This window comes from Chloroflexota bacterium (assembly GCA_026706485.1).
In the GTDB taxonomy this organism is placed as follows: domain Bacteria; phylum Chloroflexota; class UBA11872; order UBA11872; family UBA11872; genus JAJECS01.
In genome coordinates this window covers 171,780-195,167 of the sequence record JAPOYR010000013.1, presented here as the reverse complement: position 1 = coordinate 195,167, position 23,388 = coordinate 171,780, and the positions used below count along the sequence as shown (strand labels likewise).

The following is a 23,388-nucleotide window of genomic DNA, read 5'->3' as shown; positions in this document are numbered from 1 at the left end:
ACGGGTCAGACTCCAGCAAACCGAAGGGCTAGAAGCCCGCCAAGCGCTGCACGTCGCTGACGGTGATGACCACCGCCAACGCCATGAGCAGCATGATGCCCACGAAGTGGAAGGCGGCCTCGCGGCGCGGATTCAGCCGCCGCCCGGTGAGCCACTCGAAGCCCACGAATACCAGCCGTCCGCCGTCGAGACCGGGCCAGGGCAAGAGGTTGATTAGCCCAATCTGGGCCGACAGGATCGCGCCCAGGAAGAGCACCCGTTCCAGACCGAGACGCGCTGCCTGGTCCACGACCGCGGCGATGCCCACGGGACCGGAGACCTGGACCGGGCCGCCGGCGATCCACTCCCCAATGGCTAGCGGCACTAGGGCGAGCGAGTCGATGGTGCGTGTGATCCCGCGCACCGCCGCGAGGTGCAGCGGGGCGGACTCGCGCACGGGACCGATGCGAATGCCGAGGGGGCCCTCGCCCGGCGGCGGCTCGACGCGCGGCACGGCGCGCAACATGACGGTGTCCGAACCGCGCCGGACCTCGAATGCCACCGGTTGCCCGGCCACACCGTCCAAGCCGCGGATCAGGTCGCCGACGCTGGCAACGGCGGCGCCGTCGACCGCCAGGATGCGGTCGTCGGCCAGCAGACCGGCGCTCTGCGCCGGTGAACCCTCGGCCACCTCGACAATGCGCGCCCCAACCTCATCGGCGATCAGCGATCCCAGCATGAAGAGGAACGGCGCCAGCAGAAAGTTCATCAGCGGACCGGCCACAAGGATCAGCGCGCGCTGCCAGGGCTTGCGCCGCGCGAATCCCTGCGGCGCGTCGAAGTCGTTGGACTCGCCGGCCAGGCGCACGTAGCCGCCCAGCGGCAGGGCATTGATCGCAAATCTGGTTCCGCCGAGGTGAATGGACGCCTCAGCCGAATCGAAGGCCGCCTGGGGACCCCGACGCAGCTCGGCCTGGAGCTCGCCCTGGCGCAACCGCGCGGCGATGGCCGTTCCGGTTTCGGGGTCGACGCGGACCACTGGCAGCGCCAGCGACTCGGCGCCCGAGAGATGCACGGTCAGCTCCGACGGCTCGGCCAGGATCGCGCCCACTGCGCCTTCCGCCTGGGCGGCGCGCAGCTCGGCGCGCGTCGGCGGCTCGACGTTGCTGTACAGCAGGATCGCGTTGCGTAGCCCGGGGTCGTCCGGGTCGGACGCGCCCACGAGTCGCACCGCGCCGTCGACTTGCGACGCGGCGTCTTGCGCCAGCGGCTCCGCCGGAATGGCGTCGTCGCCGCGCAGCCGCGACCAGAGACGCGGCGGAAGCCCGATGGCAAAGGTATGGACCCCGACGCCGAAGCGGCGCGCGAAAGCGTAGTGCCCCAGCTCGTGCACGAACACGATCAGCGACAGCAACGCCAGGAAGATCGGGATCACCACCAGCATGCTCGCCCCGGAGTCCAGCAAGGCCTGGATGGGATTCACGACGCGGCTGTGAGGCTCCGGCGAACGTGCTCGACGCCCTTCCGATGGGCGTCGAGGGCCGTGTCGAGCGAATCCAGGGGCCGCACGGGCGTTGCCGCCATGGCGTCGAGCACGGCGTCAACCATTTCCCCGAAGCGCAGGTCGCCGCGCAGGAAGATCTCGACCGCGGCGTCATCGGCCCCGCACAGGGTGGCCGGGGCCGTGCCGCCCGCCCGCCCGGCGTCCATGGCCGCGCGCAGCAGGGGAAAGCGCTCCAGGTCCGGCGTTTCGAAGCGCAACTGGTGGAGCTCGTCCAACGCCAGGCTGGAATGGGCGGCGTTGAGTCGTTCGGGGTAGGCCAACGCGTATTGGATGGGGTGGCGCATATCGGGGGTTCCAAGCTGGGCCTTCAGCGAGCCGTCGTGGAATTCAACCATGGAGTGCACGATGGATTCAGGATGAATGATCACCTCGATGCGGTCGTAGGCGAGATCGAACAGCCAGTGGGCCTCGATGACCTCGAATCCCTTATTCATCAGGCTGGCCGAATCGGTAGTGATCTTCGGCCCCATGACCCAGTTCGGATGCTTGAGCGCTTCCTCGGCGGTCGCGTCGCGTATGGCGGCGGCGTCGGTCTCGCGAAACGGCCCGCCCGAGGCCGTGAGAATGAGCCGCCGAACCGAATTCGGGTCTTCGCCGACCAGGCACTGCCACAAGGCGCTGTGCTCGCTGTCGATCGGCAGAATTTGCGCTCCCGTGCTGTCCGCAAGGTCGCGGAACAACCGGCCGCCCATCACCAACAGCTCCTTGCTCGCCAGGGCGACGGTGTTGCCGGCTCGGAGCGCGGCCTCGGTGGGACGGAAACCGACGTCGCCGCCGATTGTCGCCACTACCACGATGTCCACGTCGTCGCGCGCCGCGAGCTGCTCCAAGCCCTCGGGGTAGGGCAGGCGCTCGCAGGCTGCCGGCCACTCCGCCGTTGCCGCCGAGGCATCGCGCAGGCAGGCCGCCGGCACGTTGAATTCGTTGATCTGGTCGATCAGCAAGTCGGCGCTTGCGTTGCAGGTGAGCCCGACGACCTCGAAGTGATCCGGGTGCGTTCGCACCACGTCGAGGGTCTGGGTGCCAATGGATCCGGTGGCGCCGAGGACCACAATTCGCTTGGGTGCCGTCGTCATCGCGTGCTCCGGAAAGGTGGGGCGGGGTGCCCGCGCCTCGGAATCGCTAGCCGATGAAGTGGGCGGCGGCGAACACGGCCGGCACCACGAACAGCAGGCCGTCCACGCGATCCAACATACCACCGTGTCCCGGGATCAACTGGCCGCTGTCCTTGGCGCCGGCGTCCCGCTTGACCATCGAGGCCACGAGGTCGCCGGTCTGCGCGGCGGCGGCCCAGGCCAGGCCCAAGGGAACGACCAGCCACCCCTCGATCGGCAGGAATGGCAGGAACGCTGCGGTAGCGGCGATGCTACCGGCGGTTCCGCCGGCCACACCCTCCCAGGTCTTGCGTGGCGAGATGTGGGTCATGAATCCATGGCGTCCGACCGTGCGACCTGCGGCGTACGCCAGTGAGTCGTAGGCCCAAGTGACCACCAGCGCCAGCAGAGTCCAGGCGAACCCGTCGGGCATCGTGCGCAGCACCACGGCCAGCCCCAGCAACGCGCCGGCGTAGCCGCCGGCGGCCGCCGCGAGGGCCCAGTTGGCAAAGCGGTGCGGGTCTGTCGTCGCGAGTTGGGCCATCAGCCCCGCCGCAAGCAGTGCGGCCGTGAGCGACCCCAGCCACACGCGCTCGCCTTCGGGCACCGCGGCCAGCGCCACGACCAGCGCCGCCAACGCCGGAGCGAGCGCCCGCAGGTGTGGGCGTGGGCCGCGCAGCAGCAGGTGCGACAGCTCGCGCGCGGTGAGGGCCGCCCCGACGATGACGAGCACCGCCAGCGCCGACGGGTGCCACCAGACGACCGCCACCACGGCCGGAATGAGGACGGCCCCGCTGAGAACGCGCGCGCGCAGCGAACGCTATCCGGAGATCAGGTCGCTGACCACGCGCGGCTGGTCCGCCACGCGCCCGAACTTGCGTTCGCGTTGCCGGTAGGTGGCCAGGGCCTTGTCGAACTCGTCACGGGTGAAATCGGGCCACAGCGTCGGCGTGGAGTAGAACTCGGCGTAGGCCGCCTGCCAGATGAGGAAATTGCTCAGGCGCTGCTCCCCTGCGGTGCGAATCACAAGGTCGGGGTCGGGGATTTCGCTGGTATAGAGGTAGGACGCGAACAGGTCCTCGCTCACGTCTTCCGGGGCAATGCCGTCCCGCATGAGATTGCGCACCGCGCGCAGGATCTCAGAGCGACCGCCGTAGTTGAACGCGATGTTGAGCGTCAGCGCCTGGTGCTTCACGGTCTGGCGGACGATAGTCCGCACGGCCACGCGGTCTGCGAGGGGCAGCGACTCGATTTCGCCGAGCACGCGAATGCGCACGTCGTTGTTGAAAATCGTGGCGCGTTCGGCGGCGAGGCGCTCGGGAATCAGGGCCATCAGCACGTCCACCTCGTCGTGCGGCCGGTCCCAGTTTTCGGTGGAGAAGGCGAACACGGTGAGGGTCGAGATGCCGATATCGATGCAGGCCTCGGCGATCCCGCGCACCCGCAGCGCGCCCTCGCGGTGGCCCTCGGTCCGGGGCAGGGCGCGGCCGCGCGCCCAGCGCCCGTTGCCGTCCATGATGATGGCGACATGATCGGGCGTCGCCGTGTCGGATCCCGTTTCGTGTGCGCTGGCGTTCAGACGGTCATCACCTCGGTTTCCTTGCGCTCGCCGGCGGCGTCGACTTGCGCGATATGGCTGTCCGTCAGCTCCTGGAGCCGCTGGCTGCCACGGCGCACGTCATCCTCCGAGGCCTCCTTCTGGCGCGACAGGTCGCGCAGATCGTCTTGCACGTCGCGCCGAACATTGCGCACCGCCACGCGCGCCGCCTCGACCCGGCCGCGCACGATCTTCACCAGGTCGCGGCGGCGGTCCTCGCTGAGCGGCGGGATCGGCAGGTGAATCACCGTGCCGTCGTTTGACGGCGTGATGCCGAGATCGGACTTGAGGATCGCGCGCTCGATATCAGTGATGGCCGACTTGTCCCATGGTTGGATCACGAGCAACCGCACTTCCGGGACGGAAATGCCGGCAATCTGCTTGAGGGAGGTCGGCTGGCCGTAGTAGTCGACGCTGAGGTTTTCCACCAGGGCGGGCGAGGCGCGCCCGGTGCGGGTGGCCAGCAGCTCATGTTCGAGGTGGGCCACGGCCTGCCGCATGCGGTGGGCCGCGTCGTCCAGGAATTCGTCGATGAGCTCGCTCATGCCGCGATCACTGTACCGACGCGCTCGCCGGTGAGCACGCGCTGCAAGCTGCCCGGGTCTTCGAGCCGAAAAACGACGATTGGCAGGTCGTTGTCCATGCAGAGGCTGAACGCGGTCGCGTCCATAATCCGCAGCCCGCGGTTGAGGGCTTCGAGATAGGTGATCTCATCGAGCCGGGTGGCGTTGGGATTCAGCTCGGGATCGTCCGTATACGCGCCGTCCACCTTGGTGGCCTTGAGCAGGGCCTGGGCGTTGATCTCCATGGCGCGCAGGGCGCCGGCCGTGTCCGTGGTGAAGAACGGATTGCCGGTGCCGGCGGCGAAGATCACAACGCGGCCCTGTTCGAGATGGGCCATGGCCTTGCGCCGGATGTAGGGCTCCGCCACCTCGCGCATCTCGATGGCGGTTTGGACGCGGGTGGGGACGTCAACGCTTTCGAGCGCCTCTTGCAGCGCCAGGGCGTTCATCACCGTGCCGAGCATGCCGATGTAGTCGGCGGTGGATCGGGCCATGGTGGGCATTTCGCCGCCGCGCCAGAAGTTGCCGCCGCCGATGACGATGGCGATCTCGACGTTCAGTGCGCGGGCCTCGACGATGCGGTCGGCTACCGCGCGCGCCCGATCGGTTTCGATGCTGAAGCCGTCGTCACCGGCAAGCGATTCGCCGCCGATTTTCAGGAGTACGCGCTGGTAGGTGTGGGCTCGCACCGCTGTCCCCCCGTTTCGGCGCTAAATCTCGTACCGGCTAAACCGCGCGATCTGAATCCGCTCTCCAACCCGCGCCTCGACCTCCTGCACGACCTCGTGCACCTTTTGCGACGTGTCGCGAAACCACGGCTGGTCGAGCAAGGCCTGCCCGTCGCCCGTGTCGTCGTCGGCGACCCGCTCGGGCGCCATGGCCGCGATGTGCATGACCAGGTCGTGCGCCAGGGCCGTGAACTCGGGCGTGCGGGCGACGAAGTCGGTTTCGCAGCGAAGCTCGAGCATCGCGCCCAGCGGACGGCCCGGATGCACGTAGGCCTCGATGATGCCCTCGCCCGTTTCGCGGTCGGCGCGCTTGGCCGAGAGCTCCAGGCCACGCTCGCGAAGCAAGGCGCGCGCGTTCTCGATGGAGCCGCCTGAGTCCTCGAGCGCCCGCTTGACGTCCATGACGCCGGCGCCGGTCTCGGCTCGTAGTGCGCGAATATCCTCGATGGAGACTTTAGGCATCGCTGCCGTCCTGCGGAGGTGTGGGTGGGTTCGTCGGTGAGGAGGCGGCGCGCGGCTTGCGCCGGCCTCGCGGGGCGGCTCCGGATTGCGCCGCCGGCCGTCGTCGACCACGGGCGGCACGCGGTGCCGCGGCGGCGGATTCCGCCGCTGCCGGTTTGGCCGGAGCTGGAGCCGCGGGCTCGGCAGTTTCCTGCGCCTCGGCTGATGGCGCCGCGGCCGCTTCCCCAGCCGCTTCAAGCATGGTGGCCTCCATGTCGGCCGTGGATGCGCCCTGCTGCTCGGCGCGAGCCGCGGCGGCCATGGCGGCTTCGGCTTCGCGGGCGGCTCGCACCGCGCGCTCGGCCTCGCGCCGCTCATGCTCTTCGCGGCCGGCCAGGATGGCGTTGGCGATTTGCTCGGTGATCGCCCGGACGGCGCGAATCGAATCGTCGTTGCCCGGAATCACGTAGTCGACGACTTCGGGATCGCAGTTCGTGTCGGTGAGGGCGATGATGGGGATTTTCAGGCGCTGGGCCTCTTTGACGGCGATCGCCTCGCGCTTGGGATCGATGATGAAGAGCGCGGCGGGCAGCCGCGACAGGTTGCGAATGCCGCCCATCCGCTTCTCAAGCCGGGCCGTCTCGATGGCGTGCGCGTGCGCGGCCTTCTTGGACATGCGCTCGAAGTCGCCGGCTTGCTGGCGCGCCTGCAGCTCGCGGAGGCGCTGCACGCGCGTCCGCAGGGTGTCGAAGTTGGTCAACGTGCCGCCGAGCCAGCGGTGCACCACGAAGTGCGCCCCGCAGCGCTCGGCCTCCTCGCGCACCACTTCCTGCGCTTGCTGCTTGGTGCCGACGAAGATGATGTCGCCGCCGTCGGCCGACACCGATCGCGTAAACGCCTGCGCGGCCATCAGCCCGCGCACCGTGTGCTGCAGGTCGACGATATGAATGCCGCCCCGGGACCCAAAAATAAACGGGCGCATCTTCGGGTTCCACCGTGGTGTGCGGTGACCGAAGTGCACCCCGGCTTCCAACAGATCTCGCATGGTCGCAACCGCCATGCCGCATCGTCCTTTCGTTTGCCCTTGGCTCATCCGCCGTCGTCGACTCGGCTGCCAACCGCTTTCGCGGCAGGGCGCAGCAGATCAGACGGCGTGTGTATTCGCCCGCAAGACACGAACGTGCGCCAAGCATATCGCAGGCGGCTTGCCGGGCGGGTGCCAACGAACCGGCGAGGTTAGCTGCGCCGCCGCCTGCCTGACCGCCGGCGCCCGCGCCCGCCCTGGGCGGCGACCCGCTCGGCGCGAGCCGCCAGCAGCGCCACCGCCTCGTCCAGGGTGACCGAGGTCGGATCCCGGTCCTTGGGCAGGCTGGCGTTGAGCGTGCCGTCGGTGACATAGGGGCCGTAGCGCCCGTCGCGGACCGTGATGGGCGCCTGCGAGCTTGGGTGGGCGCCGAGTTCGGCCAGCGGCGGGGCCGCCTCGCCCCGTCGGCGTGTCTGGCGCGGCGTGCGCAGCAGTTCGAGGGCTTCCGCCAGGTCGACGGACGCCAGTTTCTCGTACTGCGCATTGCCGCGTCCGGGCAGGCTGCGAGACTCGCCGCCGCATCTCACGTAGGGGCCGTACGGCCCGTCCTGCACTGTCACGTCCTCGCCCGTTTCGGGGTGCGTGCCGAGCCGCTTGGGATACGCGAGCAGCTCCAGCGCCTGGTCGAGGGTGATCGATTCGGGATCGATGGTGGGCCACACGCTGGTGGTCTGCGGGCGCTTCCGGCCGCCGGCTCCGCGTCCGGTCTGGCCTTCGCCACGCTGAAGATAGGCGCCGCGGCGACCTTGCTTGAGATAGATGGGCTGTCCCGATTCGGGATCGGCGCCGAGCGGCTGATCCCCCCGCGTCGCCTGCTCAAGCAGCTCGGCGGCGGCGGCGGCGGTCAGCTGATCGGGTTCCAGGTCTTCCGGCACCCGCGCGCGTTGTCCGCCCTCCGCCGATTCGATATAGGGACCGTAGCGGCCGATGCGCACCGCCACCTGTGAGCCGTTCGTTCCGGCCAGCGGGATGGTGCAGACGGCGCGCGCGTCGATGGCGTCCCAGCTGGCGTCGATGCGGTGGTGCAGGCCGTCGCGCAGCATGGCCTCCTTGCCGTTGGCCGACGCGCCGTCGGCGCCGAAGTAGAACGCCGACAGCCAGGGCAGCGGGTCGAGATCGCCTGCGGCGACCCGGTCCAACCCGTCTTCCATGCGGGCGGTGAAGTCGGCGTCGGCCAACTCGGGGAAGTGCACGGCCATCAGCTGGATCACGGCGAACGCGTGCCAGCGGGGAACCAGCGCCGAGCCCTTGCGCACCACGTACTTGTCTTGAATCGTCTCCAGAATGGTGGCGTAGGTGGACGGGCGACCGATATCCAGCCGCTCCAACTCGCGGATCAGGCTGGCCTCCGTCCAGCGGTCGGGCGGTCGGGTCGCGTGCTCGGTGGGTTCGATGCCTTGGACGTCCAAGACATCGCCGCTCGACATGTCGGGAAGCACGCGGTCGTCGTCACCGTCACCGCCGCCGTAGATCTGCAGGAAGCCGTCGAACACCACAATCTGTCCGTTGGCCTGGAATACCGCGGTCCCGTCGGCGCCGGCGGCTGCCTCGATCCGGACGCGCGTCCGCTCGAAGTTGGCGTCTCGCATCTGCGAGGCCAGCGTGCGTTGCCAGATCAGGGTGTAGAGGCGCTTTCCATTGGCATCCACGTCGTTGCCAAGCTCGTCCGGGTGCCGGAAGCGCTCGCCCGCGGGCCGGATGGCTTCGTGGGCCTCCTGCGCGCGAGCCGCTCGCGCGCGATAGCGCCGCGGCTTCTCGGGCAGGTACTCCTTGCCGGCGCGCCTCTCGACCTCGTCCCGCGCCGCGGCAATCGCCTGTTGGGACAGCGTGGGCGAGTCCGTGCGCATGTAGGTGATGTAACCGGCCTCGTACAGCTGCTGGGCCACCCGCATCGTTTGGCGAGCGCTGAAACGCAAACGGCGCGAGGCCGCCTGCTGCAGCGTCGACGTGATGAACGGCGGCGCCGGGCGGCGGGTCACCGGGCGCTTGTCCACGCTGACGACGTGAAACTCCGCTTTGGTAAGCGCCGTCGCCAGGCGGCGCGTGTCGGCCTCGTCAATCCGGCGAACCCGGCGGTTGGCCAGCAAGGCGCCCGTGGATGGGTCGAAGTCGTCGCCGGTCGCGATGTCCTGGCCATCGAGGCTCACGAGGCGCGCGGGAAACGCGCCGTCGGGGCGGTCGGACGGCGCCAGTGTGGCGGTGAGGCCCCAGTAGGCGGCATGCACGAAGGCCATGCGTTCGCGCTCCCGGTCGACGATCAGTCGAAGCGCCGGCGTTTGCACCCGCCCGGCGGACAGCCCGCTTTGCACTTTGCGCCACAGCACGGGTGACACGAGATACCCGATCAGCCGGTCCAGCACGCGGCGCGCTTCCTGCGCGCGGACCAGGTGCTGGTCGATGTCGCGCGTGCGCCCCAACGCCGCCTCGACGGCCGAGCGCGTGATCTCATGGAACACCATGCGCCGGATCGGCAACTTCGGCTTCAGGACCTCCACCAGGTGCCAGGCGATCGCCTCTCCCTCCCGGTCTTCGTCCGTGGCGATCAATAGCTCCCGGGCCGTCTTCAGATCGCTGCGCAGGTTGGCCACGACGCGCTTCCGGTCGGCGGGCACGATGTAGACGGGACGAAAGCCCTCGTCCACGTTGACCGCCAGCGTGGCCCAGCTCTTGCCCTTGAGATTCTTGGGAACCTGGGCGGCGCTGGCCGGTAGGTCCCGCACGTGCCCCACCGAGGCCACGACCTTGTACTGCGACCCCAGGAAGCGCTGCAGCGTGGCGGCCTTGGCGCCTGACTCCACGATGACGAGGTTCTTGCCCCCGCGGGTCTTGGTCGCCGCGGTGGCGGCGCGTTTGCGTGCGGCCATGGTCGTGTCGGGTGTCCTTGCCTCTGTGATTCTCTGGTTCGGCGCCGGCTCTAGCGAGACGCCGGCGCGAGCGCGTCCCAGCGTACGAGGTCGTCAAGCAAGCGCATCAATTTGGCTTGCCATTCTGCATCGCGCGCGAAATCCGGCCACACGAGGCCAGCCTGTCCGCGCTTGACGCCCCAGCCGGTGGCCTTGAGCATCACCGTTGGGCTCGGCGCGAACTCCGCCGGCGCCTTGATCAAGAGCTCGCGCGCGTAGGTTGTGACGGCGGAGAACCCCAACGCTTGGGCCCGCGCCTTGATCCGAAGCAGATACGCCAGATTGTCCACGGGCTCGGGCAGCGCGCCAAACCGATCCCGGATGTCCGTGATCGCCGCTTCGACCTCATCGATCCCGCGCAGCCGCGCCAGCCGTTGGTATTCGCGCACCTTGGTGGCGTAGGAGCCCATGTAATCGTCGGGAAGATACGCGTCCAGCGGAAGATCCACCACCGCGGACGGTAGCTCGGGCTCGGGCGCCACGCCCCGCAGCCGGTCCACGGCTTCCGCCAGCATGCGCGAATAGAGGTCGAATCCCACGGCGCTCATGTGGCCATGCTGCTCGGCTCCGAGCAGGTTTCCGGCTCCGCGAATCTCGAGGTCGCGCATGGCGATGCGAAAGCCGGCGCCAAGATCCGACGCTTCCAAGATCGTCTGCAAGCGCTTCTGGGCTTGTTCGGTGAGGGTATGCCCCTTCTGATACATGAAATAGGCATAGGCCTGGGCCGCCGCCCGGCCCACGCGGCCCCGCAGCTGATAGAGCTGCGCCAGGCCGAACTGCCAGGCGTCGTTGACGATGATGGTGTTGACGTTCGGAATGTCGAGGCCGTTCTCGATGATGGCGGTCGCCACCAGCACCTGGGCGTCGCCCCGGGCGAAGCGATACATCACCTCTTCGAGCTCCGCCGGCGGCATTTGCCCATGGGCCACGAGCATCTCTACGTCCGGCAGCAACTCCTGCAGCCGCCGTTGCCAGGTGTAGATCGTCTGCACGCGGTTGTGCAGGAAGTAGACCTGACCCCCGCGCCCAAGCTCGGAGCGGACGGCATCACGCACGATGTCGTCGTTGTAGGTCGTGACGTAAGTCTTGACGGCGAGGCGTTGCTCGGGCGGGGACTCGATGACGCTGATCTCCCGCAGGCTGGCCAGCGCCATATGCAACGTGCGGGGGATCGGCGTGGCGGTGAGCGTGAGCACGTCCACGTTCTTGCGCAGCGCCTTGAGCCGCTCTTTGTGCGCGACGCCGAAGCGCTGCTCTTCATCGACCACGATCAATCCCAAATCGGCGAAGGTCACGTCGCTCTGCAGGAGCCGATGGGTGCCGATGACGATGTCAACGTCACCCGAGGTCAGGCCGGCCAAGACGTCCAGCTGCTCCCGGCGGCTGCGGAAGCGGCTGAGCAAATCGACCTTGACCGGGAACTCGGCGAGTCGCGAGACGAAGGTGTCGAAGTGCTGCTGCGCCAGGATCGTAGTCGGGACCAGCACGGCTACCTGCCGCCCGTCCATGGCGGCCTTGAAGGCCGCGCGCAGCGCCACCTCGGTCTTGCCATAGCCGACGTCGCCGGCCACGAGGCGATCCATGGGGCGCTCACGTTCCATGTCGGTCTTGGTGTCGGCAATGGCCCTGAGCTGATCCGGCGTTTCGATGAAGGCGAACGCCTCCTCGAAGTCGCGTTGGGCCGCCGAGTCGGCGCCAAACGCCATGCCGGTGGCCAGCTCGCGCGCGGCGTAGATTTCGAGCAACTCTCCCGCGATCGACTCCGCCGACTTCCGCGCGCGCCGCTTGGCCCGCTGCCAATCGGCGGTGTTGAGCCGGCTGAGCTTGGGCTCGGCGTCGCTCATGCCGACGAACTTTTGCACCCGGGCGACCTGGTCCACCGGCACGTAGAGGCGGTCGTCGCCCGTGTATTGCAGCAGCAGGTATTCGCGCGCGCCGCCGGTGTCTTCCAACTGCACGATACCGCTGAAGCGCGCCACGCCGTGGTCGACGTGCACCACGAAATCTCCGGGCTGGAGGTCGGCGAGGAACGTCCGCTCCGCGCCGCGGCGCGATCGGCGTCCGCGCCGCACGCGGCGACGGCCAAATACCTCGGCGTCGGTGACCAACGTCAGACCGAGTCCGTCGTGGCGCAGTCCCTCGCTGAGCGTCCCGCCGAGCACGCTGATAGCCCCCGAGGCGTCCAAATGTTCCAGTTCTTCCAGCGATGTCGTCGGCAGGTGCTGATCCAGGAGCAGCCGCTGCAGACGGCGCCCCTGGTAGCTCACGATCACGACGCGGCGGCCGTCGCGGCGCAACGTCTCCAGGTCGTCGGAGAGGCGCCGCAGCCGGCCCGCATAGGACGGCACGGGGCCAAACTTCTCGATGACCGCGCGCCGGCCTTCCGCGGCGCCGGGAAGACTTGGCACGTAGGTCAGGCGCACCGGCGCGCCTTCGACGCGTTCCACCATGGCGGACGCGGGAAACAGCGGCGACGCGAAGTTCACGGGCAGTTCGCCGTTGGCCGCCAGGCGCTCGCGGTTTTCGGTCGCGGTGCGCTCGGTGTCGCGCAACGCCAGCCGCAGCTGCTCGAGCTCGTCGACGACGCATTTCCCGTGAGGCGCGTAGTCGAGCAGGGAAACGGCATCCGGGAGCAGGCTGGTGGTGTAGAAGGCGGCGTCGTCGAAATACTCGCCGCCTTCGAGTCGATCGAGGTGGCTGCTCCAGGTCTGGCGATCCTCGGGACGCAGGTCGGCAAGCGGCAGCTCGCGCAGGCGTCCGGCGACGCGATCGCCTAGCCAAATCGGCACCTCGGTCGCGGGCGTGATGATCAATTCCGGCGCCGGTCGCAGGGAGCGCTGGGAGTCGGGATCAAAGGTGCGCACGGACTCGATCTCGTCGCCGAAGAAGTCGACACGCACCGGCAGCGGGGAACCGGGCGCAAAGATGTCCACGATGCCGCCGCGGTGGGCGAACTCGCCCGGCCGTTCGACGAGCGGGGTCGGTTCGTAGCCCAAGCTCACGAGGCGGCGCGTCAGTGCGTCCAGATCGGTGACGGCGCCGGGCACCAGCGTGAGGTAGTTGCTCCGGAACTCGTCCACCGGCATGAGTCGGCGCATGAGCGCGCGCGCCGACGCGACCACGACGATGGGGTCGCCCTCATTCGCGTGGGCCAGCCGGCCCATGACTGCCACCCGGCGCGCCAGCAATTCGTGGTTGATGGCCAGCATGGCGAATGCCGGTTGATCTACGTCGGGGAAGTGGAGCACCGGAATGTCGCCGGCCCACATGCCGATGTCATGCGCCAGCTCGCCGGCTCGCGCTTCCTCGGCGGTCACGATGATGAGCGGGCGGCTGAGGCGTTCGACCAGCAACGCGACGTACAGAGGCTTGAGCGCGTCGCGCAGCTCGACGGTGAGTGCGTCGTCACGCTGTCCCGCCGCCGCCAACGCCGCGGTCAGCGTCGGTTCGGCGGCGAACTCAGTCGCGAGGTCGGACAGCCGCATGCTGTTGGTTCACCTCTTGCATCACGTCGGCCGGCGGTCGCGTCAGGAGCGCCCGTACCGCGTCGGCCGCGCGATCGAATGCGTCGTCGATCGCCTCCCGCTCGGAGGCGGCGAATCGTTGCAGGACGTACGCGGCGGGATCCATTTCCGGCGGCGGGCGGCCGATCCCGATCTTCAGGCGCAGAAAGTCGGCGCCGCCCACCGCTTGCAGTATGGACTCGATGCCGCGATGTCCGCCCGACGATCCGCCTTGCCGAAGGCGCACGCGGGCAAACGCCAGGTCGAGATCGTCCTGCACCACGATAAGGCGGTCGACGGAAAGGCCGGCCGAGTCGAGCGCCCGGCCCACGGCCGGTCCTGAGGCGTTGACGTAGGTTCTTGGCTTGAGGAGCGTCACGGACACGCCGTCGACCTCGCCTTGCCAGATGAGTGCATCGCGCACGCGGCGCCAATCCCGGCGCCGATCGGCCAGCCGGTCGCACACGTCGAATCCCGCGTTGTGCCGCGTGCGCGCATACTCCGGCCCCGGATTCCCCAGTCCAACGATCATGTAGGCCGGGCCGGCCTCGGTGGAGTCGCGTCGAAAGCGCCGCAGCCAGCTCACGTGGCTAGCGACGCGGTCGTGGCGGGCGTTGACTCGCATGCCAGCGCATCAGCCACGGCGTCCCATTCCTCCAGCGAGAGCGTCTCGGGTCGCCGCTTGGGGTCGATGCCGCGCTCCTCCAGCGACGCGGCGATTCCGGCCGGCGACCCCAGAGCGTTGGCCAGCTGCTTGCGTGGCTGCCCAAATGCGCGGCGGGCGGCAGCGATGCGGCGGGAAATGCGGACGCGGTCCGGAGTGTCGAGCGGCCTCGGCTTCAGGCGCAGCAGCGTGGAGGTGACCTTGGGTCGGGGACGGAACGCGCCCGGCGGAATGTCGAAGAGGCGTCGCGGCACCGCCAGCGACTGCACGATCACGCTCAGCAGGCGCATCTTGCCGAGGGACGCGCAGGCGCGGTCGACCACGTCGCGTTGCAGCAGGACCGTGAGACTCAGCGGCGGGGCCGGCGACTCAAGCAGTTCCACCAGCAGCCGCGTGCCAACGCTGAAAGGCAGGTTCGCGACGACGTGATAGTCGGAGACGCCCAGGGTGGCGGTGTCCAACGCCAGCGCGTCGGCATTGATCACGGTGATCGAGTCGTCGTCGGCGAAGCGCTCGCGCAACTGCCCGGCCAGCTCACGCTCGACCTCGACCGCGATCACCCGCGAGGCGAACGGGCGGAGCGCTTCGGTGAGCAACCCGGTGCCCGCGCCGATCTCCAGCACCACCGCAGCGGGCGGCAATTGCGCCGCCTGGGCGACGCGGCGCTGAATGCCGCGGTCCACCAGGAAGTTCTGGCCGCGCCGGCGCGAAGGGCGAAATGCCGGGCGATCGGAGACACGCATGCTCAAGTATCGAGCATGGGCGCGGCCGGGTCCGAACGAGACCTAGCCAGCCAGGTACCCGCCGTCGGCCGCCAGCGTTTGCCCGGAGATTGCCCGGGCTTTGCGTGAGAGGAGATGCGCCACGCAGGCCGCGACTTCGGTCGGTTTTGCGTAGCGAGCCATTGGCAGGCGGGGCAGGCGCAGCGACAGGGCCTCCGGGTCGGCGCGCACGTTGGCCGTCATGCGGGTGGCAACCAGGCCCGGCGAGACGTTGTTGATCCGCACGTTGTGCCTCCATAGCTCCGGGGCCAACGCCGGCGCCAGCGCGTGGAGGGCACCCTTCGCGGCGCAATAGTGCAATTGGCCCGGCTCGGCCACGATGGCTCGGATGGACGTCATGTTTACGATGGCGCCGGATGCCCCGCGACGAATCAGGTCGCGCGCGACGGCCTGGATCAGGAACAACGGCCCACGCACGTGCACGTCGAGCATGCGGCGCCATTCGGCGGTTTCCAGCTCGTCGATGGAGCGTCGCTCCGTGAATCCCGCGTTGTTGACGAGCGCATCCACGCCGCCGAGCCGCTGGGAGAGATCGTCGACCAGCGCGCGGCCTGCGGCGATATCCGCGGCGTCGAGCTCGTGCGTTTCGGTCCGGCCTTCGGCGGCGTGCGCGTGCACCGCGGGGTCGATGTCCGTGGCCGCGACGTAGTAGCCGTCGTCGGCCAGTCGCAGGGCGCAGGCATGCCCGATGCCGTGGGCGGCGCCGGTGACGATGGCTACCGGGCGATCCACTGCTGGGTGTGCCTTTCTGCGATCACCAGGGTCGATCCGGTGACGTAGCTGGCGTCGGACGAGGCCAGGAACGCCACGGCGTCGGCAATGGCCGCCGGATCGTCGCGAACGCTGACGGCGGCGATCCCGGCGACGCGAATTCCGAGCGGGGCGAGCTCGACGCCGGCGGCGCGCGTGAGCATCTCCGCCGCACCGGCCATCGCACCGCCCAGCACGTTGTCGTCACGGCCGAGGGGGAACACGTTCACGATGCATCCAGCATCCGCCTCCCGCAGCTGCTCCGTGGCCGCCCGCACGCCGTGCATGAGGCCGGCCAGGGCGGCGTCGAATGACTCGGTGAGGTCGTCTTCGGACAGCGCCAGGAAGGGCGCCGCGGGCGAGTCGTCGACCAGGTTCACCAACAGGTCCAGCCGTCCCCAGCGATCTCGCGCCTGCCGGACTGCGCGTTGGGTCGACGACCAGTCGCGAGCATTCATCCCAAATCCCGCCGCCTCTCCGCCGTCGGCGCGGATGGCTTCCGCGACTGCGCATGCGGCGTCGCGGTCGGCGTCGGCAAACGCTACGCATGCTCCGTCGCGCGCCAGGCGACGTCCGATCGCTTGCGAGGTGAGGGATCCGGCGGCGGTGACGAATGCGGCGCGGGCGTCGGGTGGCACGTGTCGGTGGGGGATCGCTGCCGCGCCGGAGCGTAGCAAAGGGGGTGCCGCGAGCCGCGAACGCCGGGGGACCATTGACGAAGCAAGGGCGCGGGCAGTCACGAATCCCAATCCGTTCGACCACCCCTTCGACAGGCTCAGGGCGAACGGATTGGGGTCAAGCCGACCGGCATTCTCAGATCGTCCCTAGCGGTCAGGTGGATGGCGTCGCGGCGCGGCGCGATTCCACAAAGCGCCGCGCCGCTCGGGCCGCCTGTCCACGATGGCTCACGCGGTTTTTCTCGTCGGTCGTCAGCTCCGCCATGGTCCGATCCCCCCTGCCGACAATGAACAGTGGGTCGTAGCCGAACCCTTGCCCGCCTCGCGGCGCGTGCGCGATGCGGCCTTCGCAGCTGCGAACGGCGGTGTAGACGATCGAGCCATCCGGCGCCGCCACCGCCACCGCGCAGCGGAAACGCGCGGTGCGCCGCGCATCGGGTACATCGGCCAGGGCCGCGAGCAACTTGTCGTTGCGCGCCTCGTCGCTCGCGCCGGGCCCGGCGTAGCGCGCCGACCGCACGCCCGGCGCGCCCCCCAGCGCGTCAACTTCCAATCCAGAGTCATCGGCCAGGCTCCAGACCCGGCAGGCTAGGGCGTAAACCACCGCCTTGATGCGCGCGTTTTGCAGGAAGGTGGCGCCGGTCTCGTCAACCTGGAGTGGAGAGCCGAAGTCGCCTGGCGGCACGATTCGCACCGGCGAGCCGCGAAACAGGCGCCGGAACTCGGCCAGCTTGTGCGGACTGCCGCTGGCGAGCACGACGGCGGATGCTTGGGACCAGCGCACGAGACCCTATTCACCAATGCCGGGCAGCCCATCGTGGCACGGCGGCGGGCGACCGTGGGCGACTCGATTGGCGGTGGCGGCGGTCGTGGTGATGGTACGCTCGCGGCTGGACCGGGTCCGTACGCGCAACGTGGAAGAGGACGCGGCGGAGGGCCGGCAAGACTTCCCCCCACGACCCAGGACGTGCCATGGCGGATATCGACATCGACGCGAGTTTCCAGGAACTGAGCGACTGCATCATCAAGGGCGACGCTCCGGGCGTGGATCGCCTCGTCAAGGCGTGCCTCGAGGCCGAAGTGTCACCCGGAGCGATCATCAACGACGGCATGATCCCGGGGATGGACGTCGTAGGCGAGCTGTTCCGCACGAACCAGTACTACGTGCCAGAAGTCCTCATCTCCGCCAGGGCCATGAAGACCGGCATGGCCATCCTGCGTCCGCTGCTGACGGAATCGGGAATCGAGCCGCTGGGTAGGGTCGTGATCGGAACCGTCCGCGGCGATCTGCACGACATTGGCAAGAACCTGGTGGCGATGATGCTCGAGGGCGCTGGATTCGATGTCACCGATACGGGCATCGACACCCACCCCGACGAATATGTCCAGGAAGCGCTGAGCCAGGGCGCGCACATCGTGGGCATGTCGGCGCTGCTGACCACGACGATGACGAACATGCGCAGCACGATCGAAGCCGTCGAGGCGGCGGGTCTCGACGACCAGGTGCAGTGCATCATCGGCGGCGCGCCGGTCACGCAGCGCTACGCCGACGAGATCAATGCGGATGGGTACGCCCCGGACGCAGCTTCCGCGGTCACGCTGACCAAGCGGCTGCTCGGCGTTGGCGTCCAGGAAGAATCGCCGGAGGAGCAGGGGCGCCAGCTCTACCTCCAAGCGCGTGACGCGCTGCAGGTGGCCGTGCGCGAGGAGCCGGGATCGGCCGAGCACCGCGCCGGACTGGAGCAAACTCGACAGCTCGTGGAGCAGGCGGCCGAGGTGGGCTATGACCCGACCCACCTGGCGCGTCTGACGGCCGAGATTGAACGGGAGCTGGCGCGCTAGCGGACTCGCGTCGTGCCCGTTATGTCAATCTAGAGGCGCCGCCCAGCCCGAGCTTGCGCGCGTTGCCGCCCAGCAAGGCTGCCATCGTGTCGGCGTCGAGCCCCGCCGCGCGCACGTGACGCAATGCCCGACGCTGGGTCATCAGCGGGAAATCGCTGCCAAAGAGAATCCGGCCGGGCGCCAGCCGCGCCATCATGTCAAACACGGCCGGCAGGTACAGCAGGTGGCTGGCCGCCGAGTCGTAGTAGATCTGCCGGGTGAGGTCGCGCACCTCGGGCATCAGCTCGTAGAACGCGGCGCCGCCGCCCCAATGGGAGAGCACGATGGGCACCTCGCCGCCCGCCATCTCGATCAGCGGCCAGATGGCCGCGGGCGTGGTCGAATCCTTGCCGGGATAGTCGTGGCCGGCCGGCTCGCTGACGTGCAGGTTGAGGACCAGCTCGAGCCCGCGCACCGCGCCAACGAACTCGCGCAGGGCGCCGCGGTCGCTCAAGTTCCAGCCCTGGCCTTCCGGAAACAGCTCGCCCACCCCGACGGCGCCCCGTCGCCGGCAGCGTTCCATCTCCACGATGCTGAACTCCAGGTCCGACGGCGCAACCACGCAATAGGGCACCAGCGACTCGGGGTGCGCCGCGGCCTGCTCCAGGATGTAGTCGTTGTTGAGCACGCACAGGCTCGGATCGCGCCAGGCGAAGCCAAAGGCCACGGTGGTGTCGACGCCCGAGCGGGCCATCTCCAGCGCCACGTCGTCGGTGGTGGCGAGGGTGCGCCGGGGATTGGTGTAGAGGCGGCGAAACCAGAGATCGGCTTCGAGGAACCGCTCCCGGTCGGCCGCGACCTCCGGGGGCACCACGTGGGTGTGGGCGTCGATGATTGGTGAGGGGGCGCCGTGCATCGCGTCGCCGACGAGGGGTTACTCCTGGGTGACGGACGCGGGCAACCGGATGAGAGTCCAGCGCGGGCTGACCAGCGCCGCCGCGAGAAGCTCTTTCAGGTCGTGCGGATGTGTGGGGACGATCACGTCGAGACCTGGGACGGCGTTGCGCGACAGCACATCGGCAGCCATGTCGGGCGCCGCGTCCGGATAGGCCAGGATCGTGAGCGGCGCATCGGCTTGCGTGGCTTCGTCGAGCAGGGGGGCGATGGTGGCCAGCGTGCGCGATGCGGCGAGCGCCACCACCGGTCGCAGACCCTCTCGGGCCAAGCTCGCCGCCAGCGACATGCCGTGCGCCTCGCCGAGCTCGACATCCAGGAACCGCTCCGGCACGCGCTCGGCCACCGCGTGCAACGCCCCGCGGGCCGTGGCGCCCGCGCTGACGGTCACACACAGATCGTCGGCTTCCGCGAGGTCGGCGAGAGCGGCCGCCGCCGCCCCCAGCCAAGCCGCACGCGCCGCGGCGACGCCGTTGTGGTCGGCGCCCAGTCGGGGACGCCGCACCGCCGCGCCGGCAGGAGCCGCCACGTGCAGCAGCACGGGCCGGCGTACTTGCAGCGCCAGCGCCAGCGATTCCGCCAACGCGTCGGCGCTGGCCCCATCGACGGGTCCCAAGTAGGTGAAGCCGAGCAACTCTTCCCAGATCTCCGTTGGGATGAGCAGCTCACGCATGGAGTTCTTGAGTCGGCGGGCGACCTCGACGGCTTGGCCGCCGGCGGGCATCCGGCTGAGCGCCTGCTCGATTAGGACTTTGGCATCGGCATAGCGCGGGTGACCGCGCAACCGGGTGAGGTGACGCGACACCGCGCCGACGCTGCGGGTGCGCGTGGACGGGGCATCAACCAGCACCAGCACCAGCGGCAGTTGCAAATGGCCGGCGTGGTTGACCGCCTCGAATGCCAGGCCGGCGCTCAGGCCCTGGCCGTCGATGACCGCGACGATGGACGTGGCCTCATGCTGCAACATGCGCGCGACGGCGGCGCCGACGGCCTCGGATACCGCGCGTCCCGGTGCCGGCGGGGCCGCGGTCGACGGTGGGTGACCGAGCAGGTGCCGGTAGGCATCGGTGTGTCCACCGGCATCCCAGAACACTGTCGTCGCCGGGTTGGGAACCGTGGTGTGGATGGCCACGGCGAGGTCGGCGGCGGCCATGGCGGATGCCGGGGCGCCGGTGTCGGCGCGACGCATGCGCTCGCGAAGCTGCTCACCCAATTCCTGTCGGCGCGCGGTGTCCAGCGGCGCGGTTCCTTCGCTGATGAGGACGCCTTCAGCCGCGGCCATGGTTGTACCTCGCGCGTGGGAACGCCCCGAGCGGTGCAGCGGGCGCAGCCGACGATCAGGCCCACCCGAGGCATGAAATTATACTCGCAGCCTATGCGAGCGTTTGTCGCGATTTCCTATCCGCAGGACCTGCGGGTCGAGCTTGCCCGACGCGCGAGATCGCTGGTCGGCGATGTGCGCGATGTGCGCTGCATGTCGGCCGAGAGTCTGCATCTCACCCTGGCGTTTCTTGGCGAAGTGCCGGCCCACTCCACGGACAGCATCCGGTCGGGCCTGGAGGCCGCGACGCGCGGGCGTTCGCCCTTTGTGCTCAGATTTGGCGGCGGCGGCACGTTTCCCACGGGCGGCGAGCCGCGCGTCGCGTGGGTGGGGATCAGCGGCGACCTGGACGCCGTGCGCGATTTGCAGGCCGCCGTCACGCGCGAGATGCAGGGTATCGGCCTGCGCATGGGGGCCCGGCCGTTCAGTCCGCACGTCACGCTGGCGCGGATCGGTCGGCAGGCGACGCTGTCGACGCGGATGGGCGTGGCGCGTCGCTTCGAGGCCGCGCGCCTCGGGACGCTCGGTGCCCACACGGTGACGGCGGTGTCGCTATTCGAGAGCGACCTGTCGCCGGCCGGCGCCGTCTACCGCGAGGTGCTGGAAGTCGACTTTGACGCCGACGCGCCGCCGGCCGCGGAGGCCGAGCGGGGATTTCGTCTATTCAATCGGCGGCGTTAGCGCCCCAACCGCCGCCGCCGGGCGTGGACACCTGAACCAGATCGCCCGCCTCCAGGTCATGAGTGCCCTTGCCCGGAACGTCGCGCCAGCGACCGCCGCGGTGGACCCGATCCCGTCCTCGGCGGCCTGAGTCGCCGCCGCGCAGGCCCCAGGGGCCGATTCGACGACGCTCGGCCACGATGGTCACCGACGCCGGCGCCAGCATTTCGACCTCGCGCACGACGCCGTTGCCGCCGCGATGCGCTCCGGCGCCTCCAGAGCCCGGACGCAGGGCATAACGCCGCGCGCGCATCGGATAGGCGAGCTCGAGCGCTTCGATGGGCGTGTTCAGCGTGTTGGTCATAGCGACGTGGACGCCGCTCGTCCCCGGTCGCGTGGGGCCTGCGCCGGAGCCCCCGGCGATGGTCTCGTAGTAGGTATACGCGCCTCCCGAGCGCGGATCGGTTCCACCAATGACCAAGTTGTTCATCGTGCCCTGGCTGGCCGCCGGCACCTCGTCCGGCAACGCCTGGGCGAGGGCGCCCCACAGCACGTCCACGATTCGCTGGGAGGTTTCGACGTTGCCGGCCGCCACGGCGTGCGGCGGTTGGGGATTGAGCACGGTTCCAAGCGGCACCCGGACGTCCAGCACGGCCCTGGCGCCGTCGTTGGCCGGCACATCGGCGCCCGCCAGGCAGCGCACGACATAGAGGGCGGCGGAGTGGGTGATGGCCGACGGGGCGTTGAGCGATCCGGGCACCGCCGCCGCCGTGCCCGCGAAGTCGACGATGAGTCGCCCGTCGCGCACGGTGACGGTGACCCGAAGCGGCGTCGAAGGACCGCCCCTCCCGTCGTCGTCGAGGAAGTCCTCGAACGCGTATTCGCCGTTGGGCACGCGGCGCAGTCGCGCGACGACCAGCTGCTCGGTGTAGGCCATGAGCTCCCGCGCCATGCGACTCAGCTCGCTCGGTCCGTAGCGGCGGGCGAACGCTTGCAACCGGGTCTCGCCGACCCGGTGCGAGGCCAGCTGGGCCGCCAGGTCGCCGCGGCGCTCGTCGGGCGTGCGCACGTTGCGGCAAATGAGCTCGACCAACTGCTCGTCGACGGTCCCTGCGTCCACGAGCTTGAGGGGCGGGATGACGATGCCCTCGTGGAAGAGCTCCGTGGACATGGGCATCGAGCCGGGAGTGAGCCCGCCGACGTCCGCGTGGTGGGCGCGAGTGGCTACCCAGCCCCACATTTCGAGCGGCTCGCCCACGAACACCGGTGACACGGTGGTGATGTCGGGAAGGTGCGTGCCGCCGAGATAGGGATCGTTGACGATGATCACGTCGCCCGCGGCGGGCGCCCGCTTATCGTAGAAATCGACGGCCGCCTGCACCGCCATGGGCATGGCGCCTAGGTGCACCGGCACGTGGGCCGCCTGCGCCACCATTTGGCCCTCGTGGTCGAAGACGGCACAGGAGTGGTCGCGCCGCTCCTTGATGTTGGGCGAGTGCGCGCTGCGCTGCACGGTGACGCCCATCTCCTCGGCAACCGAGGCGAAGAGATGGCGAAAGACTTCGAGTTCAAAAGCTACGGCGGCCATGATTCGTGGAGCATATCGAAGCCGGCCTGCGCGATACAGCGATTGGGGCGTGGGGAGGTTGCCGTCCAGGCGGGGGAATGCCGGGGGCGCGGAGGTGACGGTCGGGTGGATTCCCGCGTTCGCAGGAATGACGGACGGGGGTCGGGGGTATACTTGACCGTAGGCAGAGTTGCAGCGGCGAGCACGGGTGACCAAGGACTGGCGCGAGGAAGTTCGGGACATCCTCGACGAGAACGACTTCAATTCGCCGGCGAGCGGCGAGCCGCCCCGGTCGGAGCCGGACCAAGACCAACCCCGCGGGCCCTGGCTGGATACGTTCGGCGCATGGCTGCGCCGCCGCTTCGCCACCACCAACGAGATGCTGGTGACGGCTGCCAGCCTGGTTGTCTTGGGGCTGCTGCTCTATGCCACGCCGCTGCGGCCGGTGGCGGCGGTGTTCGCGCTTTCGGGCGGAATCACGTTTCTCCTGGCCATCGGCCGCGGAGTTATCGAGCGCCGGTCGGGAACTGGTCCTGCAAAGCCGTCGAGTCCGCAGATGTGGCGCGGGCAAGTGATCGATCTCAACGACCACCGGCCGGCGCCGTCGTTTGGCGACCGATTTCGCGCATGGTGGCGCCGCCGTCGCTAACCGCCGGCCAGCGCCAAGGATGCCCTCGGGCCAGCGCCGACTCGACGTGCGACCTGGACCGGCGGCTCGGCGGCCGTGGGTAGGATG

Annotated in this window: 20 protein-coding genes and 1 pseudogene; 3 read left to right on the top strand and 18 right to left on the bottom strand. The window is 69.4% G+C overall.

Translation table 11 applies throughout. The features are described from left to right. Positions 1–28 precede the first annotated feature (28 nt). From OXG79_14405 to rdgB, 15 genes are all read right to left on the bottom strand, one after another. Positions 29–1,462 carry a site-2 protease family protein gene (locus OXG79_14405; protein MCY3784956.1) on the bottom strand — a complete coding sequence of 478 codons (1,434 nt, stop codon included), beginning with the start codon at positions 1,460–1,462 and terminating at the stop codon, positions 29–31. After that, entirely contained in the window at positions 1,459–2,619 is a 1,161-nt protein-coding gene (gene dxr / locus OXG79_14400; protein ID MCY3784955.1) for a 1-deoxy-D-xylulose-5-phosphate reductoisomerase, read from the bottom strand. The genes OXG79_14405 and dxr overlap by 4 nt, the downstream gene beginning before the upstream one ends. 46 nt (positions 2,620–2,665) lie before the next feature. Continuing rightward, entirely contained in the window at positions 2,666–3,451 is a 786-nt protein-coding gene (locus tag OXG79_14395) for a phosphatidate cytidylyltransferase (GenBank protein MCY3784954.1), read from the bottom strand. A gap of 6 nt (positions 3,452–3,457) precedes the next feature. Further along, on the bottom strand, positions 3,458–4,216 hold the full coding sequence (gene uppS, locus OXG79_14390; protein ID MCY3784953.1) for a polyprenyl diphosphate synthase: 759 nt from the start codon (positions 4,214–4,216) through the stop codon (positions 3,458–3,460). Beyond that, a complete protein-coding gene (frr, locus tag OXG79_14385; GenBank protein MCY3784952.1) occupies positions 4,213–4,779 on the bottom strand; it encodes a ribosome recycling factor in 567 nt (188 codons plus the stop codon). The genes uppS and frr overlap by 4 nt, the downstream gene beginning before the upstream one ends. Continuing rightward, positions 4,776–5,486: a UMP kinase gene (gene pyrH / locus OXG79_14380; GenBank protein MCY3784951.1), complete on the bottom strand. Its 711-nt coding sequence runs from the start codon at positions 5,484–5,486 to the stop codon at positions 4,776–4,778. The genes frr and pyrH overlap by 4 nt, the downstream gene beginning before the upstream one ends. Before the next feature lie 21 nt (positions 5,487–5,507). Then, positions 5,508–5,987 (bottom strand): elongation factor Ts, encoded by a 480-nt coding sequence (locus tag OXG79_14375; GenBank protein MCY3784950.1) that lies wholly within the window; start codon positions 5,985–5,987, stop codon positions 5,508–5,510. Beyond that, a complete protein-coding gene (gene rpsB / locus OXG79_14370) occupies positions 5,980–7,026 on the bottom strand; it encodes a 30S ribosomal protein S2 (protein ID MCY3784949.1) in 1,047 nt (348 codons plus the stop codon). Before rpsB ends, OXG79_14375 begins: the two co-directional genes overlap by 8 nt. A gap of 176 nt (positions 7,027–7,202) precedes the next feature. Beyond that, positions 7,203–9,914 (bottom strand): type I DNA topoisomerase, encoded by a 2,712-nt coding sequence (gene topA, locus OXG79_14365; protein MCY3784948.1) that lies wholly within the window; start codon positions 9,912–9,914, stop codon positions 7,203–7,205. Positions 9,915–9,964: 50 nt separating this feature from the next. Next, positions 9,965–13,438 (bottom strand): transcription-repair coupling factor, encoded by a 3,474-nt coding sequence (gene mfd, locus OXG79_14360; protein ID MCY3784947.1) that lies wholly within the window; start codon positions 13,436–13,438, stop codon positions 9,965–9,967. Then, complete coding sequence (gene pth / locus OXG79_14355; protein ID MCY3784946.1) at positions 13,413–14,081, bottom strand: aminoacyl-tRNA hydrolase; 669 nt, start codon at positions 14,079–14,081, stop codon at positions 13,413–13,415. The genes mfd and pth overlap by 26 nt, the downstream gene beginning before the upstream one ends. Beyond that, positions 14,039–14,863: a 16S rRNA (adenine(1518)-N(6)/adenine(1519)-N(6))-dimethyltransferase RsmA gene (gene rsmA / locus OXG79_14350; protein ID MCY3784945.1), complete on the bottom strand. Its 825-nt coding sequence runs from the start codon at positions 14,861–14,863 to the stop codon at positions 14,039–14,041. Before rsmA ends, pth begins: the two co-directional genes overlap by 43 nt. A gap of 42 nt (positions 14,864–14,905) precedes the next feature. Continuing rightward, the gene (locus OXG79_14345) at positions 14,906–15,634 is read right to left on the bottom strand and encodes an SDR family NAD(P)-dependent oxidoreductase (GenBank protein ID MCY3784944.1); all 729 of its coding nucleotides are present in this window, start codon (positions 15,632–15,634) and stop codon (positions 14,906–14,908) included. Next, positions 15,619–16,290: an SDR family oxidoreductase gene (locus tag OXG79_14340; protein MCY3784943.1), complete on the bottom strand. Its 672-nt coding sequence runs from the start codon at positions 16,288–16,290 to the stop codon at positions 15,619–15,621. The genes OXG79_14345 and OXG79_14340 overlap by 16 nt, the downstream gene beginning before the upstream one ends. A gap of 193 nt (positions 16,291–16,483) precedes the next feature. Then, complete coding sequence (gene rdgB, locus OXG79_14335; GenBank protein ID MCY3784942.1) at positions 16,484–17,113, bottom strand: RdgB/HAM1 family non-canonical purine NTP pyrophosphatase; 630 nt, start codon at positions 17,111–17,113, stop codon at positions 16,484–16,486. A 188-nt stretch (positions 17,114–17,301) separates the two neighbouring features. Here rdgB and OXG79_14330 point away from each other — a divergent pair. Beyond that, positions 17,302–17,949, top strand: a pseudogene (locus tag OXG79_14330) (corrinoid protein). Positions 17,950–18,190: 241 nt separating this feature from the next. Here OXG79_14330 and OXG79_14325 read toward each other — a convergent pair. Further along, a complete protein-coding gene (locus OXG79_14325) occupies positions 18,191–19,066 on the bottom strand; it encodes an amidohydrolase family protein (GenBank protein ID MCY3784941.1) in 876 nt (291 codons plus the stop codon). Positions 19,067–19,084: 18 nt separating this feature from the next. Beyond that, the gene (locus OXG79_14320) at positions 19,085–20,386 is read right to left on the bottom strand and encodes a hypothetical protein (GenBank protein ID MCY3784940.1); all 1,302 of its coding nucleotides are present in this window, start codon (positions 20,384–20,386) and stop codon (positions 19,085–19,087) included. 93 nt (positions 20,387–20,479) lie between these two features. Between OXG79_14320 and thpR the strand changes: the two genes are divergently transcribed. Continuing rightward, entirely contained in the window at positions 20,480–21,106 is a 627-nt protein-coding gene (gene thpR, locus OXG79_14315) for an RNA 2',3'-cyclic phosphodiesterase (protein MCY3784939.1), read from the top strand. Here the strand turns inward: thpR and OXG79_14310 are convergent. Further along, the gene (locus OXG79_14310) at positions 21,090–22,673 is read right to left on the bottom strand and encodes a hydantoinase B/oxoprolinase family protein (GenBank protein MCY3784938.1); all 1,584 of its coding nucleotides are present in this window, start codon (positions 22,671–22,673) and stop codon (positions 21,090–21,092) included. The genes thpR and OXG79_14310 overlap by 17 nt on opposite strands. Positions 22,674–22,860: 187 nt before the next feature. On the opposite strand from OXG79_14310, the gene OXG79_14305 reads away from it, so the two are divergent. Beyond that, entirely contained in the window at positions 22,861–23,301 is a 441-nt protein-coding gene (locus OXG79_14305; protein ID MCY3784937.1) for a hypothetical protein, read from the top strand. Positions 23,302–23,388: the final 87 nt, after the last annotated feature.